Source organism: Streptomyces sp. NPDC058307 (assembly GCF_042880295.1).
Taxonomy (GTDB): Bacteria; Actinomycetota; Actinomycetes; order Streptomycetales; family Streptomycetaceae; genus Streptomyces.
On the sequence record NZ_JBHVYZ010000026.1, the window covers coordinates 1 to 15,754 of the forward strand.

The following is a 15,754-nucleotide window of genomic DNA, read 5'->3' on the forward strand; positions in this document are numbered from 1 at the left end:
GAGGCCATGAAGATGGAACAGCCCCTCAACGCCCACAAGACCGGCACCATCAAGGACTTGTCGGCCGAGGTCGGCGCCTCCCTCGCCGCCGGTGTGCCCATCTGCGAGATCAAGGACTGAGTACGTCCCGAGGGAGGTGAGACCCAGATGTACTCCGAGACCGAATCCCCGTCGTACGACGGGCACGACACGCTCGTGCCGCCGGCGCCCGCCTGGCTCCTGGCCGGTGAGGACGACGAGAACGACAGCGACCGCCCGCACATCTGCCGGGGCATCGACTGACGGAATTCGACTTTCCCTTCCCGTTCCCCCACGTCCCACGCACCCTTTTCCAAGGAGAGAGCTCATGCACAGCACTTTGATCGTGGCTCGGATGGAACCGGGCTCGGCAGCCGAAGTCGCCAGTTTGTTCGGCGCGTTCGACGAGTCCGAGATGCCGCACCTGATGGGCACTCGACGCCGCCAGCTCTTCCAGTACCAAGGCCTTTATTTCCATCTCCAGGATTTCGACGCGGACAACGGCGGCGAGCTGATCGAGAAGGCCAAGTCGGACGAGCGCTTCGTGCGCATCAGCGAGGACCTGAAGCCCTACATACAGGCGTACGACCCGGCCACCTGGCGGTCCCCCGCCGACGCGATGGCCACCCGCTTCTACTCCTGGGAGGCCTCCCGATGAGCGGCCGTCGCGTCGTCATCACCGGAATCGAGGTGCTCGCGCCGGGCGGCGTCGGCAAGGACCCCTTCTGGGACATGCTGAGCGAAGGCCGCACCGCCACGCGGGGGATCACCTTCTTCGACCCGAGCCCCTTCCGGTCGCGGGTCGCCGCGGAGATGGACTTCGACCCGGAGCAGCACGGGCTCGCCCCGCAGGAGATCCGGCGGATGGACCGGGCCGCCCAGTTCGCCGTGGTCGCGGCACGCGGGGCGGTCGCCGACAGCGGGATCGACCTCGCCGCCCACGATCCGCACCGGGTGGGCGTCACCATCGGCAGCGCGGTCGGCGCCACGACGGGTCTGGACGAGGAGTACCGGATCGTCAGCGACGGCGGCCGGCTGCACCTGGTGGACCACGAGTACGCCGTACCGCATCTGTACAACTACTTCGTCCCCAGCTCCTTCTCGGCCGAGGTCGCCTGGACGGTCGGCGCGGAGGGCCCCAACTCCGTGGTGTCCACCGGCTGCACCTCCGGCATCGACTCGGTCGGTTACGCGGTCGAGCTGATCCGCGAGGGCTCGGCCGACGTGATGATCGCCGGCTCGTCCGACGCGCCGATCTCGCCGATCACCATGGCCTGCTTCGACGCCATCAAGGCGACGACCCCGCGCAGGGAGGACCCGGAGCAGGCCTCGCGCCCCTTCGACGGCACCCGCAACGGGTTCGTGCTCGGTGAGGGGTGCGCGGTGTTCGTCCTGGAGGAACTGGAGAGCGCCCGGCGGCGCGGGGCGCACATCTACGCCGAGATCGCCGGCTACGCCACCCGCAGCAACGCGTACCACATGACCGGTCTGAGGCCGGACGGCGCGGAGATGGCCGAGGCCATCACGGTGGCGCTCGACGAGGCCCGGATGAACGCGGACCGGATCGACTACATCAACGCCCACGGCTCCGGCACCAAGCAGAACGACCGCCACGAGACGGCCGCGTTCAAGAAGAGCCTGGGCGAGCACGCCTACCGCACTCCCGTGAGCTCCATCAAGTCGATGGTGGGGCACTCGCTCGGCGCCATCGGCTCGATCGAGATCGCCGCGTCCGCGCTGGCCATGGAGCACCACGTGGTGCCGCCCACGGCGAACCTGCACACCCCCGACCCGGAGTGCGACCTCGACTACGTGCCGGTCACCGCGCGCGAGCAGCTCACCGACGCGGTGCTGACGGTGGGCAGCGGGTTCGGCGGATTCCAGAGCGCGATGGTGCTCGCCCGTCCCGAGAGGAGCATGGCATGACCGCGGTGGTGGTGACGGGGCTGGGCGTCACGGCCCCCAACGGACTGGGTGTCCGGGACTACTGGGAGGCGACGCTCGCCGGCAAGAGCGGCATCGGGCGGATCACCCGCTTCGACCCGTCGCGGTACCCGGCACGGCTCGCCGGTGAGATCCCCGGCTTCGCGGCCGAGGAGCACCTGCCGAGCCGGCTGCTGCCGCAGACCGACCGGATGACCCGGCTGGCGCTGGTCGCCGCCGACTGGGCGCTGGAGGACGCCGGGATACGGCCGCAGGAGCTGCCCGGGTCCAGCATGGGTGTGGTCACGGCGAGTTCGTCGGGCGGTTTCGAGTTCGGTCAGGGTGAGCTGCAGGCACTGTGGAGCCGGGGCAGCCAGTACGTCAGCGCGTACCAGTCGTTCGCCTGGTTCTACGCCGTCAACAGTGGCCAGATCTCCATCAGACACGGCATGAAGGGCCCGAGCAGCGTGGTCGTCAGCGACCAGGCCGGCGGTCTGGACGCGGTGGCGCAGGCACGCCGGCAGATCCGCAAGGGCACCGCGGTCGTGGTCTCCGGGGCCGTGGACGCCTCCATCTGCCCGTGGGGCTGGGTCGCCCAGCTCGCCGCGCAGCGGCTGACCACACGCGACGAGCCCAGCCAGGCGTATCTGCCCTTCGACCGGGCGGCCGACGGTCATGTGCCGGGTGAGGGCGGTGCGCTGCTCGTCCTGGAGTCCGAGGAGTCGGCGCGCTCCCGCGACGCGCGGATCTACGGCGAGATCGCCGGGTACGCCGCGACGTTCGACCCCGCGCCGGGCAGCGGACGTCCGCCGGGCCTGCGCCGGGCGATCGAACTCGCCCTGGACGACGCCGGGGTGGGGGCCGAGCAGGTGGACGTCGTGTTCTGCGACGCGGCGGCCGACCCCGAGCTCGACCGGATCGAGGCGGAAGCGATCACGGCGGTCTTCGGACCGAGGGCCGTCCCGGTCACCGCGCCGAAGACGATGACGGGCCGCCTCTCCTCGGGCGCGGCACCCCTGGACCTGGCCACCGCGTTCCTGTCCATGCGCGACGGAGTGATCCCGCCGACGGTGCATGTGACGCCGTCCCCCGACTACGCCCTCGACCTGGTCGTCGACCGGCCGCGCGACGCCGCGCTGCGGACGGCGCTGGTGCTGGCCCGCGGCCACGGCGGCTTCAACTCGGCGGCGGTCGTACGCGCGGTCGCCTGACCGCCGGGACCGGCCACCGCTCCCCGACACCCGAACCATCGGAATCATCCGAAACATCCGAAAGGAACTCCACGTGGAAACGCAGCAGTTCACCCTCGACGACCTCAAGCGCATCCTGATCGAGGGCGCCGGGGCAGAGGAGACCGTCGACCTCGACGGCGACATCCTCGACGAGGACTTCGAGCACCTCGGCTACGAGTCGCTGGCGCTCCTGGAGACCGGCGGCCGCATCGAGCGCGAGTACGGCATCGTCCTGGACGACGACGTCCTGTCGGAGAGCAACACCCCGCGCGCCCTCGTCGACGCGGTCAACGCCCAGATGGAGGACGGGACGCAGGCCGCCGCCTGACGCCTCGCCCTGCCCTGCCCGACACAGCGGGATGCCGTACGCCTGTGTGCCGCCGCCGGACACCCCACTGGACCGGCGGCGGTACCCCCCACCCCTTTCGCAGTCCACGCAGCCTTCCATCCAGAGGAGTTGAAAGAGCATGCCGCAGCAGCAGACGCAGCGGGTCGCACTGATCACCGGAGCCACCAGTGGCATCGGCCTGGCGGCCGCCCGGCAGTTGGGCGCCGCCGGGCACCGCGTGTTCATCGGCGCGCGTGACGCCGGCAACGTGGCCGCGACGGTCAAGCAGCTCCAGGAGGAGGGCGTGGAGGCGGACGGCGCCGTCGTGGACGTCCGTTCGCGGGACGCGGTCCGCGCCTTCGTGCAGGCCGCCGTCGACCGCTTCGGTGCCGTCGACATCCTCGTCAACAACGCCGGCCGCAGCGGCGGGGGAGTGACCGCCGACCTCGCGGACGAACTGTGGGACGACGTCATCGACACCAACCTCAACAGCGTCTTCCGGCTGACCCGCGAGGTGCTCAACACCGGCGGCATGCGCGGCCGCAGCTGGGGCCGGATCATCAACATCGCGTCCACCGCCGGCAAGCAGGGCGTGGTCCTCGGCGCCCCCTACTCCGCCTCCAAGCACGGCGTCGTCGGCTTCACGAAGGCTCTCGGCAACGAGCTCGCGCCGACCGGCATTACCGTCAACGCGGTTTGCCCCGGCTACGTCGAGACCCCCATGGCCCAGCGGGTCCGTCAGGGCTACGCCGCCGCCTACGAGACCACCGAGAACGCGATCCTCGAGAAGTTCCAGGCCAAGATCCCGCTCGGCCGCTACTCCACCCCGGAGGAGGTCGCCGGGATGGTCGGCTACCTCGCCTCCGACACCGCCGCCTCGGTCACCGCTCAGGCGATCAACGTCTGCGGCGGCCTGGGCAACTTCTGACCCAGCTCCGACCCGACCCCGCCCCGACCGACCAGGGCGCGCATAGGCCCACGGGCCTGCCGGACCGACGGGTGCTCGTCCGGATCCACCGAGCCCGCCTGGACCTGCCAGGCCCGCTCGGCCCACCGCGCTCGCCCGGACCCGCCCGGACCCGCCCGGACCCGACCCCCGACCGCCGGACCGACAACAGGAAGAAGAGGACGAGGACGTGACCACGACGGAAGCAACGACCCGCGAGGTGGCGCACGAGATCACCGTCTCGGCTCCCGCAGAAGCCGTCTACCGCCTGATCGCGGAGGTGGAGAACTGGCCGCAGATCTTCCCGCCCACCATTCACGTGGACCACCTGGAGTCGGGTGAGCGTGAGGAGCGCATCCGTATCTGGGCCACCGCCAACGACACCGCCAAGAGCTGGACCTCCCGACGCACCCTGGACCCCGAGAACCGACGGATCACCTTCCGTCAGGAGGTCCCCGCGCCCCCGGTCGCCGCGATGGGCGGCACCTGGGTGATCGAGGAGCTGCCGGGCGGTGACGCGCTGGTACGGCTGCTGCACGACTACCGCGCCATCGACGACGACCCCGAGAGCCTCGCCTGGATCGACGAGGCCGTCGACCGCAACTCCCGTTCGGAGCTGGCCGCCCTGAAGGAGAACGTCGAGCGGGCCCACGCCACGCGCGAGCTGACCTTCTCCTTCGAGGACACGGTGCTGATCGAGGGCTCGGCCAAGGACGTCTACGACTTCATCAACGAGGCCGACCGCTGGGTGGACCGGCTGCCGCATGTGGCCCGCGTCCGGTTCGAGGAGCCCACGCCCGGCCTGCAGGTGCTGGAGATGGACACCCGGGCCAAGGACGGCTCGACGCACACCACCAAGTCGTACCGGGTGACCTTCCCGCACCGCGCGATCGCCTACAAGCAGGTCACCCTGCCGGCCCTGATGACCCTGCACACCGGTATGTGGACGTTCGAGGAGTACCCGCGCGGGGTCGCCGCCACCTCGCAGCACACGGTCGTGCTCAACCCGGACAACATCCAGCGGATCCTCGGCCCCGACGCGACCGTCGAGGACGCCCGCGACTACGTCCAGGGCGCACTGAGCACCAACAGCCGCGCCACGCTGGGCCACGCCAGGGACCACGCGGAGAAGAGCCGCTGACCATGGCCACCGACACCTCCCGGGCCACCCGGGTCATCGTGGTGGGGGCGGGCCCCGTCGGCCTGTTCCTCGCCGGCGAGCTCCTTCTCGGCGGCGCCGACGTCGTCGTACTGGAACGGCTGCGCACCCCCACCGCGGAGTCCCGCGCCTCCACGCTGCACGCCCGCACCGTGGAGCTGTTCGACAGCCGCGGCCTGCTGGACGCGCTCGGCGACCCGCCGCGCGAGCCCCGCGGCCACTTCGGCGGCGTACCGATGGACCTGACCGTGCCCGGCCCGTACTCGGGCCAGTGGAAGGTGCCCCAGACCAGGACCGAGGAACTCCTCCAGGACTGGGCCGGGGCCCTCGGCGCCGACGTCCGGCGCGGCTGGGAGGTGCGCGAACTCACCCAGCACGACGGACCCGAGGACGGGTACGTGGAGGTCACGGCCGACACCCCGGACGGCATACGGCGGCTGCGGGCGGCGTACGTCGTCGCCTGCGACGGCGAGGACAGCACCGTGCGGCGGCTGACCGGCGCGGCTTTTCCCGGGACCCCGGCGGGGCGGGAGCTGCTGCGGGCGGACATCGCCGGGATCGACATCCCCAACCGGCGTTTCGAGCGCCGGGAGCACGGGCTGGCGATCGCGGCGCGGATGCCCGACGGGGTCACCCGGGTGATGGTGCACGCGTTCGGCCGCCCGGCCCGGCGGCGGACGGCGCCGCCGGACTTCGCCGAGGTCGTCGACGTATGGCGACAGGTCACCGGCGAGGACATCGGCGGCGGACGCCCGGTGTGGCTCAACGCCTTCGGCGACGCCAACCAGCAGCTGGAGCGGTACCGCCACGGGCGGGTGCTGTTCGCCGGGGACGCCGCCCACCGTCAGATGCCGAGCGGCGGCCAGGCGCTCAACCTGGGCCTCCAGGACGCGGCCAACCTCGGCTGGAAGCTGGCCGCGGTGGCCGGCGGCCGGGTTTCCGAGGGGCTGCTCGACACCTATCACGACGAGCGGCACGAGGTCGGACGTCGGGTGCTCGCCAACATCAGGGCCCAGGCGCTGCTGCTGCTCGGCGGGCCGGAGGTGGAGGCGGCACGCACCGTGCTCGGCGAGCTCATCGCGGCGGGACCCACGCGGGACCACCTCGCGGCGATGATCACCGGGCTCGACATCCGCTACCCCGTGGGCGGCGGCACCCATCCGCTGCTCGGGGCGCGGCTCCCGCTCGGCACGCTGTCCACGCCGGACGGTCCGGTCGGGGTCGCGGAGCTGCTGCGGGACGGGCGCGGACTGCTGCTCGTCGCGGACTCCGCCCGGGCCGAACTGCGCTGGCTCGGCAAGGTCTGGTCGCACCGGGTCACCTCGGTGGCGGTACGACCGGACACCGCCGGGCCGCTGCACGACGCCGAGGCGCTGCTGGTCCGCCCCGACGGCCACGTCGCCTGGGCGGGCACGGATCCGTGGGCGGCGACGGCGGCGATCCGCCACTGGTTCGGCAGGCCCGACCCCGGGCTGTGACCGGGATCCGACCGCCCCGGGCACCACAAGGCGGAACGTTCCGCCTTGGTTCGTCTCACTTTCAGCGAGGCACGGAGAGGGAAGCGCTGTGGACACGGATGTGATCGTTGTCGGCGCGGGGCCGACGGGCCTCATGCTGGCCGGGGAACTACGGCTGGGCGGAGCCCGGGTCGTCGTCGTGGAGAAGCTGGCGGAGCCGACCGGGCAGTCCCGGGGACTGGGATTCACGGCCCGCGCGATGGAGGTGTTCGACCAACGCGGGCTGCTGCCGCGCTTCGGCACGCTGGAGAAGAGCCCGATGGGCCACTTCGGCGGCGTGCAGTTCGACTACACCGTCCTGGAGGACGCCCACTTCGGCGCGCGCGGCGTCCCGCAGTCCCGCACCGAGGCCGTCCTGGAGGAGTGGGCCGGCGAGCTGGGCGCGGACATACGGCGGGGCTGGGAGCTGGCCAAGCTGGCCGACGACGGGGACGGCGTCGAGATCGTGGCGGCCACACCCGAGGGCGAACAGCGGGTGCGCGGCGCGTACCTGGTGGGCTGCGACGGCGGACAGAGCGTCGTACGCAGGGCGGCCGGTGTCGGCTTCCCCGGGCTGCCGGCCACGCGCCGCATGTACCTGGCCGACGTCACCGGCTGCGACATCCGCCCCCGTTTCCTGGGTGAGCGGCTGGAGAACGGCATGGTGATGGCCGCGCCGCTGGCGCCGGGTGTCGACCGGATCATCGTGTGCGAGGACGGCACGCCCGCCGGGGACCGGCCGCAGGCGGTGGAGTTCGACGAGGTCGCGGCCGCCTGGGAGCGCATCACCGGCGAGTCACTGGCCGGGGGCGGCGCCGACTGGGTCAGCTCCTTCACGGACGCCACCCGGCAGGCCGTCGCCTACCGCCGGGGCCGGGTGCTGCTCGCCGGGGACGCCGCGCACGTCCATCTCCCGGCCGGCGGCCAGGGGCTCAGCACGGGCGTGCAGGACGCGGTCAACCTGGGCTGGAAACTGGCAGCGGTGGTCCGTGGGGACATGCCGGACGCCCTCCTCGAGACCTACCACGACGAACGGCATCCCGTCGGCGCGCGACTGCTGATGAACACTCGCGCACAGGGCATGATCTTCCTCGGCGGCGCCGAGGCCGACCCCGTACGCAAGGTCTTCGGCGAGCTGATGGGCCTGCCGGAGGTCCGCCGCCGACTGGCCGGCGTGGTCAGCCACCTCGACATCACCTACGACCTCGGCCCCGGCACCCACCCCCTCCTCGGCCGGCGCCTGCCCCCACGTCCCCTGCATCAGGTCGACGGCACGCGGACCACCACGACCGACCTGCTCCACCCGGCCCGAGGCGTCCTGCTCGACCTCGCCGACGACCCGGACCTCCGGGAGGCCGCGGCCGGTTGGCGCGACCGGGTCTCGGTCGTCACGGCCACCCCCGAGAGCCCCGAGGCCTTCTTCGGAGCGACCGCCCTGCTCGTACGCCCGGACGGCCACGTGGCCTGGGCCACCGGAAGAAAGGATCCCCACCCGATGGACGACCCGAGCGACGCCGCACCGGCACCCGCCACGACGACCCCTGACGCCCCTCAGGCCAACGAGGACGAGGTGGCCGCCGGCATCGACAGCCTCGTCACCGCCCTCCACCACTGGTTCGGCATCCCGGAGGTGGCGTAGCACCATGACCACCGCGCCCCTGTCCGTCGGTCCGCGCGTGCGGCGGATCACCCTGGATGCCGCAGGCCACACCCTGTCGGCCCTGCTGAGCGCACCTCAGGACACGCCGCCGCGGGCCACCGTCATCGCGCTGCACGGGGCCGGGATGAGCGCGGGCTACTTCGACGGCGGGGCCCAACCGGACGCCTCCCTCTGCGCGTTGGGAGCGCATCTGGGGTTCGCGGTCCTCGCCGTCGACCGGCCCGGCTACGGCGACTCGGCCGCCGGGCTCCCCGAGGGCCTGGACCTCGCCGGGCAGGCCCGCGTCCTGCGGGCCGCGCTCGACCACTTCCGCGCCGACCACCACGTCGGCATGGGAACCTTCCTGCTCGCGCACTCCTTCGGCGGCAAGCTCGCCCTGACCGTGGCCGCCGAAGCGCCGCCGGCCGATCTGCTGGGCCTGGACATCTCCGGCTGCGGTCACCGCTACGCCCCGCGCTCCGCGGAACTGCTCGCCGGACCCGACCGGGCCCGCTGGAAGCACAACTGGGGCCGCCTCGGCCTCTACCCGCCCGCCACCTTCCGGCGCAGCGCCGACCTCGTGAAGCCCATCCCGGAACAGGAGCTGCGGGCCGCCTCGGACTGGCCGGAGGTGTTCGACGCGCTCGCCCCGCGGGTGCGCGTCCCGGTGCGCCTGACGTTCGCCGAGCACGAACTGTGGTGGAAGCACGACGCCGCCGCCCTCGACGACCTGCGCGCGAGGCTGAGCGCCGCGCCGCGGGTGGTCGTCGACCGGCAGCCGGACGCCGGCCACAACATCAGTCTGGGCCGCACGGCCCGCGCCTACCACCTGCGCGCGCTCGCCTTCTTCGAGGAGTGCCTTCCGGAGCGGGACGGTCCATGACCGCATCCGGATCCGGCACACCCGCCTCGTCGGCCAGCACCCGAGGGCTGCTGGCCACCGGCCTGCGCTCGCTGACCGTACGCAACTTCCGGCTCTTCGCGGCCGGTCAGGTCGCGTCCGCGACCGGCACCTGGATGATGGTCGTCGCCCAGGACTGGCTCGTCCTCGACCTGACCGGCGACTCCGGCACCGCGCTCGCCACGGTCACCGCGCTCCAGTTCACACCGATGCTGCTGCTGACCCTGTACGGCGGCCGGATCGCCGACCGCCACGACAAGCGCGCCGTGCTGACCGGGGCCAACGTGGTCTCCGGGGTGCTCGCACTGCTGCTGGGCCTGCTGGTCACCGGCGACGCGGCCCGGCTGTGGCACGTCTACGTGTTCGCGCTCGCCCTCGGCGTCGCGGGCGCCGTGGAGGTGCCGGCCCGGCTGTCCTTCATCGCCGAGCTCGTCGGACGGGACCTGGTGCCCAACGCCTCCGCGCTCAGCGGCGCCTACTTCAACATCGCGCGGGTGCTCGGGCCGTCCCTGGCGGGGCTGCTCATCGAGACGGCAGGCACCGGCACCGTGATGCTCCTGAACGCGGCGAGCTACGCGGCGACGGTGGCGGGACTGCGCGCCATGCGGCCCGGCGAACTGCACCGCTCACCCCGGCCCGCCGGGCGCGACGCCCGGGTCACCGAGGGCCTGGCCCAGCTGCGGTCCCGGCCCGACCTGGTCGCGACGCTGGCCCTGCTCGCGGCGGTGTCGCTGTTCGGCCTGAACCTTCAGCTGACCCTGCCGCTCATGGCCCGTACCGTCTTCCACACCGACGCCGCCGCCTTCGGCCTGCTCACCGCCGCGCTCGCCGCCGGATCGCTCCTGGCCGCCCTCACCGGCACCCTGCGCCGGGGCCGCCCCCGGGCCCGCCTGGTCATCGGCTGGGCCGCCTCCTTCGGGGCCCTGGCGGCGGCCACCGGATGGGCACCGAACCTGCCGATCGCGCTGGCACTGCTCGTACCGACCGGCTTCGCCTCCCTGTACTTCGCGCAGGCCGCCAACCACCGCATCCAACTGGGCAGCGACCCCGCACACCGCGGCCGGGTCATGGCCCTCTACACGCTGATCCTGCAGGGCAGCGCCCCGCTCGGCGCCCTCTTCGTCGGCGCCGTCAGCCAGTACCTGGGCACCCGCTCCGCGCTGTGGGCGGGCGGCCTGATCTCGCTGGCGGCCGCCCTCGTCGCCGCGGTCGCCGACCGCAGCGACACCCGACTCGCGGCAGCGCCTGCCGCGTACCTGCACCCACCCAAGAACGGAACCGGGAGCCGCCCGTGAACCTCCCCCTCGTACCGAACGCCCCACGCAGCACCCGGGAACTGGGTCCGACGGACCTGCACATCTGGCTGCTGCCGTCCCCGGCCTCGCCGCGCGACGTCCCGGTCGGCGAACTCGACCAGGACGAGCTGCGGCGCGCCGCCGCCTACCGCCGGCACAGCGACCGGCAGATGTATGTCGCCGCCCATGTGGGCCTGCGCCGGGTGCTGTCGGTCTACACCGGCGTCGAACCCCGGCGGCTGCCCATCGGCCGCGAGTGGTGCGAGGAGTGCGGGGAACGGCACGGCCGGCCGGTGCTGGTCGATCTGCCGGGCGCCCCGGAGTTCTCGCTCTCCCACAGCCACGGCCTGGCCCTGGTCGCGGTGGCCCGTACCCGGGTCGGCGTCGATGTCCAGGCGATGCCGTCGCAGGAGACCGTCGACGCCTGTCTGCCCCTGCTGCACCCGGCCGAGCGCCAGGAGATCACCCGGCTCCCGGCCGACCGGCGGCAGACCGCCTTCGCCCGGCTGTGGTCCCGTAAGGAGGCCTATCTGAAGGGTCTCGGCACCGGTCTCGCCCGCGCGGCCAACCTCGACTACCTCGGCGAGGCCGCCGAGTCCTGGCGCCCGGCCGGCTGGACGGTACGCAACACGCCCCTGTGCGACGGCCATGTCGGCGCCGCGGCGCTGGCCGGCGGCAGGGACTGGCGGGCCGCCCTGTACCCGGTGCCCGTCGAGTCGCTGTACGCCCGGGACGCCGTCGAGCTGATCTCCGCCGTCGAACCGGGCCTGCGCACCGTGCTGCGCGCCAACGATCCGTTCTCCGTACGCCCGCACGCCCTCGTCAACAGCAGCAACAGGAAGGAAAGGGCCCAGGCATCATGACCGTCACCGATCCCGAGGTTCCCGTGCTGGACACCGTCCCCGACGCTCCTGAGGTGGACCGCCTCACGGAGCTGCACACCATCAAGGAGCTCGCCCGCACGGGCGCCGACCCCAAGGCGACCGAACGCCAGCACGCCAAGGGCAAGCTCACCGCCCGCGAACGCATCGAACTCCTCCTCGATCCCGGCTCGTTCACCGAGGTCGAGGCACTCCGCCGGCACCGGGCCCAGGGATTCGGTCTGGAGGCCAAGAGGCCGTACACCGACGGCGTCATCACCGGGTGGGGCACCGTGGAGGGCCGTACGGTCTTCGTCTACGCCCATGACTTCCGCATCTTCGGCGGCGCCCTCGGCGAGGCTCACGCCCAGAAGATCCACAAGCTGATGGACATGGCGATCGCGGCCGGCGCGCCGCTGGTCTCGCTGAACGACGGTGCGGGCGCCCGCATCCAGGAGGGCGTCTCGGCCCTGGCCGGCTACGGCGGCATCTTCCAGCGCAACACCAAGGCGTCCGGCGTCATCCCGCAGATCTCGGTGATGCTCGGCCCGTGCGCGGGCGGCGCGGCCTACAGCCCCGCCCTCACCGACTTCGTCTTCGCCGTACGCGACATCTCCCAGATGTTCATCACAGGGCCGGACGTCGTGAAGGCGGTGACGGGCGAGGAGATCACCCAGAACGGCCTCGGCGGCGCCGACGTGCACGGCGGCATCTCCGGAGTCGCCCACTTCGTCTACGACGACGAGCGCACCTGCCTCGAAGAGGTCCGCTACCTCCTCTCCCTGCTCCCTTCCCACAACCGCGAACTGCCGCCCACCCACCCCACGGGCGACCCGGCGGACCGCCCCGGCGACGCCCTGCTCGACCTGGTCCCCGAGGACGGCAACCGCTCCTACGACATCCGCAAGGTGATCGAGGAGATCGTCGACGACGGCGACCACCTGGAGGTCCACGCCGCCTTCGCCACCAACATCGTCTGCACGCTGGCCCGCCTCGACGGGCACGTCGTGGGCATCGTCGCCAACCAGCCCGCCTCCATGGCCGGTGTGCTCGACATCAGGGCGAGCGAAAAGGGCGCGCGGTTCGTGCAGTTCTGCGACGCCTTCAACATCCCGCTGATCACCCTGGTGGACGTGCCTGGCTTCCTGCCCGGCGTCGACCAGGAGCACGAGGGCATCATCCGGCGCGGGGCGAAACTGCTGTACGCCTACTGCAACGCCACCGTGCCGCGCGTCTCCGTCGTCCTGCGCAAGGCCTACGGCGGCGCCTACATCGTCATGGACTCCCGCTCCATCGGCGCCGACGTGGCCCTCGCCTGGCCCACCAACGAGATCGCGGTGATGGGCGCGGAGGGCGCCGCCAACGTCGTCTTCCGCCGTGAGATCGCGGCCGCCGACGATCCCGAGGCGATGCGCCGACAGAAGATCGAGGAGTACAGGAACGAGCTGGTCCACCCCTACTACGCGGCCGAGCGCGGACTCGTCGACGACGTGATCGACCCCCGCGAGACCCGGCTGATCCTCAGCCGCGCCGTGGCCATGCTCGCCACCAAGTCCGCCGCCCTGCCCACCCGCAAGCACGGCAACCCGCCCCAGTAGGAGGCCTCATGACAGCGACCCCGACTCCCACGCCGTCCGACCTGCTCGCCGCCACGTCCTTGCGCATCCTGCGGGGCGAGCCCAGCGCCGAGGAACTCGCCGCGATCACAGCCGTCCTCACCCTGCGCCTGACCCCCCGGCACGAGCCCACCCCCCAACGCCCCACCACAGCCCACTGGACCCGTCCGGAACGCATCCGCGCCTACAACTGCCCCCGGGGCCGGCACGGCTGAACGGGGACAACCAGGGAGACCGCTCGCCGACGGACACCCCCGACGACGGCCACCGGCGAACGGCCTCCGAGCGCGGGTGACCCGTGCGACACGCCGCGGCCGGCTCGGCCGCGCCATGTCCTTACAGCGGGTGCGGGACAGGACGATCCAGCGCGGGACGACATCCGGCGCGGTGGCTGGGGCAGACGGTTCGGGCGCCGGGCCGAACAGACCCGGCCCTGGCTCCGGTTCCGTGGGGTGCGGCAGCCGGTTCGGGGGGCGCCGCCAACCCGTGACGCCGTGTCCGGACGGACATCCTCCGTCCCGACCGTCACGATGGTCACGACGGGGTGGACGGGGTGGACGGGGCTGGACCAGCACGCGGAGGTGCCGTATGTCAGGAACCGGGTCGGGGGCATCGAGGACGGCGGGCGGTTACTCCGCCACGCCCCTCGCCAAGAAGCTCGGCATCAAGGCGGGAGACCGGGTACGGCTCGACGGCGCGCCCGAGGGATGGGACATCCCCGGTCTGCCCGAGGACTGCGACGTCGCCGCCGGCGGCTCGCGCGGCGCGGACGTCGCCCTCGCCTTCCACCGCGAGTACGCGCGGCTAGCCGCCGAGGCGGATGAACTGGTCGCCGGCCTCGCGGACGACGCCGCCCTGTGGATCGCCTGGCCCCGCAGGGCCGCCGGGCACGTCAGCGACATCACCGAGAACGCCCTGCGGGAGGTCTTCCTCCCGCTCGGCGTCGTCGACGTGAAGGTCGCGGCGCTGGGCGAGGACTGGTCGGGACTGAAGTTCGTGCGACGGAGGGAGAACCGGCGGAGCTGACACGCCTGCCTGACGCGCAGGGAAGTCCTCACCGTGAACGGCTAGCATCACGCCGGTCCACGCCGGTCGATCCCATCGGGACGACCCGGATGAGGGGAAGGTGGGGGACATGGGCGCGCCCAGGATCGCCGTGGCCGTCGTGACGATGGGGAACCGGCCCGACGAGGTCGACGCCCTGTTGCGGTCCGTGGCCGAGCAGGACATCCCCCCGGCCCGGATCGTGGTCGTGGGCAACGGCTGCCGGCTGCCCGAGTTCGCCGAGCGGCTCTCCCTGCCCGGCCAGGTCACCGCCCTCGACGTCGAGGAGAACCTCGGCTGCCCCGGCGGCCGGAACGTGGCGCTCGCCCGGCTGCGGGACTTCGGCGACGTGGACGTCGTAGTGGAACTCGACGACGACGGCCTGCTCGTGGACCCCGATGTGCTGCGCCGCGTACAGGAGTTGTTCGCGGCCGACGAGCGGCTCGGCATCGTCGGCTTCCGTATCGCCGACGAGAACGGCGAGACCCAGCAGCGGCACGTGCCCCGCGTCGGCGCCTGCGATCCGATGCGCGGCGGCCATGTCACCGGCTTCCTGGGCGGTGGGCACGCCTTGCGCATGGCCATGCTCGCCGAGACCGGGGACTGGCCCGCCGAGTTCTTCTTCGCCCACGAGGAGACCGACCTGGCCTGGCGGGCCGGCGACCGCGGCTGGCACATCCTGTACGCGCCCGAACTGCTGCTCCAGCACCCGAAGACCTCACCGGCCAGGCACGCCATCTACTACCGGGTCAACGCCCGCAACCGCGTCTGGCTGGTCCGCCGTCGGCTGCCCCTGCCGCTCATCCCCGTGCACCTCGGCGTGTGGACGGCCCTCACCCTGCTGCGGATCCGCTCGTCGAGCGCACTGCGCGCGTGGTGCGGAGGGTTCGTCGAGGGCGTGCGGGAACCGGCCGGTGAACGGCGGCCGATGCGGTGGCGAACGGTGTGGCACCTCACCCGGCTGGGACGCCCGCCCGTGATCTGAGGGCTTGACTCGAGGGCCTGATCCGAGGGCCTGATCCGAGAGTCCCCGGCCCGGGGGACAGGACGAGGGCCCCGGTCGTTCACCTCCGCCGACCGGGACCCTCTCGCGTCCCACGGATCCGGCCACGACGGCGACACTCCCCCGAGTTGCGCGTCGTACGCGCGCACCCTCGGGCCAGATCCGATGTTGTGATCACATCAGGTTGCGCCAACAAATCGCTAACATGTGGCCAACGCATCTACGTTTCGTGGTCCGCCGGTTGGCGTGAAGTCGACGGCGGTGATGGGGGACCGACGGTGTGCAACCGCGGGG

At 72.4% G+C, this 15,754-nt stretch carries 17 protein-coding genes; all 17 read left to right on the forward strand.

Features of this window, described 5'->3' with window-relative positions:
* On the forward strand, nt 1-120 hold a 120-nt coding region (locus ACFVYN_RS19815), incomplete at its 5' end, for a biotin/lipoyl-containing protein (protein ID WP_390000378.1).
* A 27-nt stretch (nt 121-147) separates the two neighbouring features.
* Nucleotides 148-282, forward strand: a complete 135-nt coding sequence (locus ACFVYN_RS19820; RefSeq protein WP_390000123.1) for a hypothetical protein — start codon at nt 148-150, stop codon at nt 280-282.
* Between the two features lie 64 nt (nt 283-346).
* Nucleotides 347-676 carry a TcmI family type II polyketide cyclase gene (locus ACFVYN_RS19825; protein WP_390000125.1) on the forward strand — a complete coding sequence of 110 codons (330 nt, stop codon included), beginning with the start codon at nt 347-349 and terminating at the stop codon, nt 674-676.
* Nucleotides 673-1,944 (forward strand): beta-ketoacyl-[acyl-carrier-protein] synthase family protein, encoded by a 1,272-nt coding sequence (locus ACFVYN_RS19830; RefSeq protein ID WP_390000128.1) that lies wholly within the window; start codon nt 673-675, stop codon nt 1,942-1,944. Before ACFVYN_RS19825 ends, ACFVYN_RS19830 begins: the two co-directional genes overlap by 4 nt.
* Nucleotides 1,941-3,152 (forward strand): ketosynthase chain-length factor, encoded by a 1,212-nt coding sequence (locus ACFVYN_RS19835; RefSeq protein WP_390000131.1) that lies wholly within the window; start codon nt 1,941-1,943, stop codon nt 3,150-3,152. The genes ACFVYN_RS19830 and ACFVYN_RS19835 overlap by 4 nt, the downstream gene beginning before the upstream one ends.
* A 73-nt stretch (nt 3,153-3,225) precedes the next feature.
* The gene (locus ACFVYN_RS19840; protein WP_390000134.1) at nt 3,226-3,501 is read left to right on the forward strand and encodes an acyl carrier protein; all 276 of its coding nucleotides are present in this window, start codon (nt 3,226-3,228) and stop codon (nt 3,499-3,501) included.
* A 139-nt stretch (nt 3,502-3,640) separates the two neighbouring features.
* Complete coding sequence (gene fabG, locus ACFVYN_RS19845; RefSeq protein WP_390000136.1) at nt 3,641-4,429, forward strand: 3-oxoacyl-ACP reductase FabG; 789 nt, start codon at nt 3,641-3,643, stop codon at nt 4,427-4,429.
* Between the two features lie 208 nt (nt 4,430-4,637).
* Nucleotides 4,638-5,588 carry an aromatase/cyclase gene (locus ACFVYN_RS19850; protein WP_390000139.1) on the forward strand — a complete coding sequence of 317 codons (951 nt, stop codon included), beginning with the start codon at nt 4,638-4,640 and terminating at the stop codon, nt 5,586-5,588.
* Between the two features lie 2 nt (nt 5,589-5,590).
* Complete coding sequence (locus ACFVYN_RS19855; RefSeq protein ID WP_390000141.1) at nt 5,591-7,084, forward strand: FAD-dependent monooxygenase; 1,494 nt, start codon at nt 5,591-5,593, stop codon at nt 7,082-7,084.
* Nucleotides 7,085-7,217: 133 nt separating this feature from the next.
* Nucleotides 7,218-8,741 (forward strand): FAD-dependent monooxygenase, encoded by a 1,524-nt coding sequence (locus ACFVYN_RS19860; protein ID WP_390000381.1) that lies wholly within the window; start codon nt 7,218-7,220, stop codon nt 8,739-8,741.
* Between the two features lie 4 nt (nt 8,742-8,745).
* Nucleotides 8,746-9,624 carry an alpha/beta hydrolase gene (locus ACFVYN_RS19865; protein WP_390000144.1) on the forward strand — a complete coding sequence of 293 codons (879 nt, stop codon included), beginning with the start codon at nt 8,746-8,748 and terminating at the stop codon, nt 9,622-9,624.
* On the forward strand, nt 9,621-10,937 hold the full coding sequence (locus ACFVYN_RS19870; protein ID WP_390000146.1) for an MFS transporter: 1,317 nt from the start codon (nt 9,621-9,623) through the stop codon (nt 10,935-10,937). The genes ACFVYN_RS19865 and ACFVYN_RS19870 overlap by 4 nt, the downstream gene beginning before the upstream one ends.
* The gene (locus tag ACFVYN_RS19875) at nt 10,934-11,800 is read left to right on the forward strand and encodes a 4'-phosphopantetheinyl transferase family protein (protein ID WP_390000149.1); all 867 of its coding nucleotides are present in this window, start codon (nt 10,934-10,936) and stop codon (nt 11,798-11,800) included. Before ACFVYN_RS19870 ends, ACFVYN_RS19875 begins: the two co-directional genes overlap by 4 nt.
* A complete protein-coding gene (locus ACFVYN_RS19880) occupies nt 11,797-13,395 on the forward strand; it encodes an acyl-CoA carboxylase subunit beta (protein ID WP_390000152.1) in 1,599 nt (532 codons plus the stop codon). The genes ACFVYN_RS19875 and ACFVYN_RS19880 overlap by 4 nt, the downstream gene beginning before the upstream one ends.
* Before the next feature lie 8 nt (nt 13,396-13,403).
* Nucleotides 13,404-13,628 carry an acyl-CoA carboxylase subunit epsilon gene (locus ACFVYN_RS19885; protein ID WP_390000155.1) on the forward strand — a complete coding sequence of 75 codons (225 nt, stop codon included), beginning with the start codon at nt 13,404-13,406 and terminating at the stop codon, nt 13,626-13,628.
* A gap of 373 nt (nt 13,629-14,001) precedes the next feature.
* The gene (locus tag ACFVYN_RS19890; protein ID WP_390000158.1) at nt 14,002-14,439 is read left to right on the forward strand and encodes a DUF3052 domain-containing protein; all 438 of its coding nucleotides are present in this window, start codon (nt 14,002-14,004) and stop codon (nt 14,437-14,439) included.
* A 109-nt stretch (nt 14,440-14,548) separates the two neighbouring features.
* Complete coding sequence (locus ACFVYN_RS19895) at nt 14,549-15,442, forward strand: glycosyltransferase family 2 protein (RefSeq protein ID WP_390000161.1); 894 nt, start codon at nt 14,549-14,551, stop codon at nt 15,440-15,442.
* Nucleotides 15,443-15,754 lie beyond the last annotated feature (312 nt).

Coding starts and splice junctions, on each gene's coding strand:
- ACFVYN_RS19820 (WP_390000123.1), top strand. CDS start 148: ATGTACTCCGAGACCGAATCCCCGTCGTACGACGGGCACGACACGCTC.
- ACFVYN_RS19825 (WP_390000125.1), top strand. CDS start 347: ATGCACAGCACTTTGATCGTGGCTCGGATGGAACCGGGCTCGGCAGCC.
- ACFVYN_RS19830 (WP_390000128.1), top strand. CDS start 673: ATGAGCGGCCGTCGCGTCGTCATCACCGGAATCGAGGTGCTCGCGCCG.
- ACFVYN_RS19835 (WP_390000131.1), top strand. CDS start 1,941: ATGACCGCGGTGGTGGTGACGGGGCTGGGCGTCACGGCCCCCAACGGA.
- fabG (WP_390000136.1), top strand. CDS start 3,641: ATGCCGCAGCAGCAGACGCAGCGGGTCGCACTGATCACCGGAGCCACC.
- ACFVYN_RS19855 (WP_390000141.1), top strand. CDS start 5,591: ATGGCCACCGACACCTCCCGGGCCACCCGGGTCATCGTGGTGGGGGCG.
- ACFVYN_RS19860 (WP_390000381.1), top strand. CDS start 7,218: ATGCTGGCCGGGGAACTACGGCTGGGCGGAGCCCGGGTCGTCGTCGTG.
- ACFVYN_RS19865 (WP_390000144.1), top strand. CDS start 8,746: ATGACCACCGCGCCCCTGTCCGTCGGTCCGCGCGTGCGGCGGATCACC.
- ACFVYN_RS19870 (WP_390000146.1), top strand. CDS start 9,621: ATGACCGCATCCGGATCCGGCACACCCGCCTCGTCGGCCAGCACCCGA.
- ACFVYN_RS19880 (WP_390000152.1), top strand. CDS start 11,797: ATGACCGTCACCGATCCCGAGGTTCCCGTGCTGGACACCGTCCCCGAC.
- ACFVYN_RS19885 (WP_390000155.1), top strand. CDS start 13,404: ATGACAGCGACCCCGACTCCCACGCCGTCCGACCTGCTCGCCGCCACG.
- ACFVYN_RS19890 (WP_390000158.1), top strand. CDS start 14,002: ATGTCAGGAACCGGGTCGGGGGCATCGAGGACGGCGGGCGGTTACTCC.
- ACFVYN_RS19895 (WP_390000161.1), top strand. CDS start 14,549: ATGGGCGCGCCCAGGATCGCCGTGGCCGTCGTGACGATGGGGAACCGG.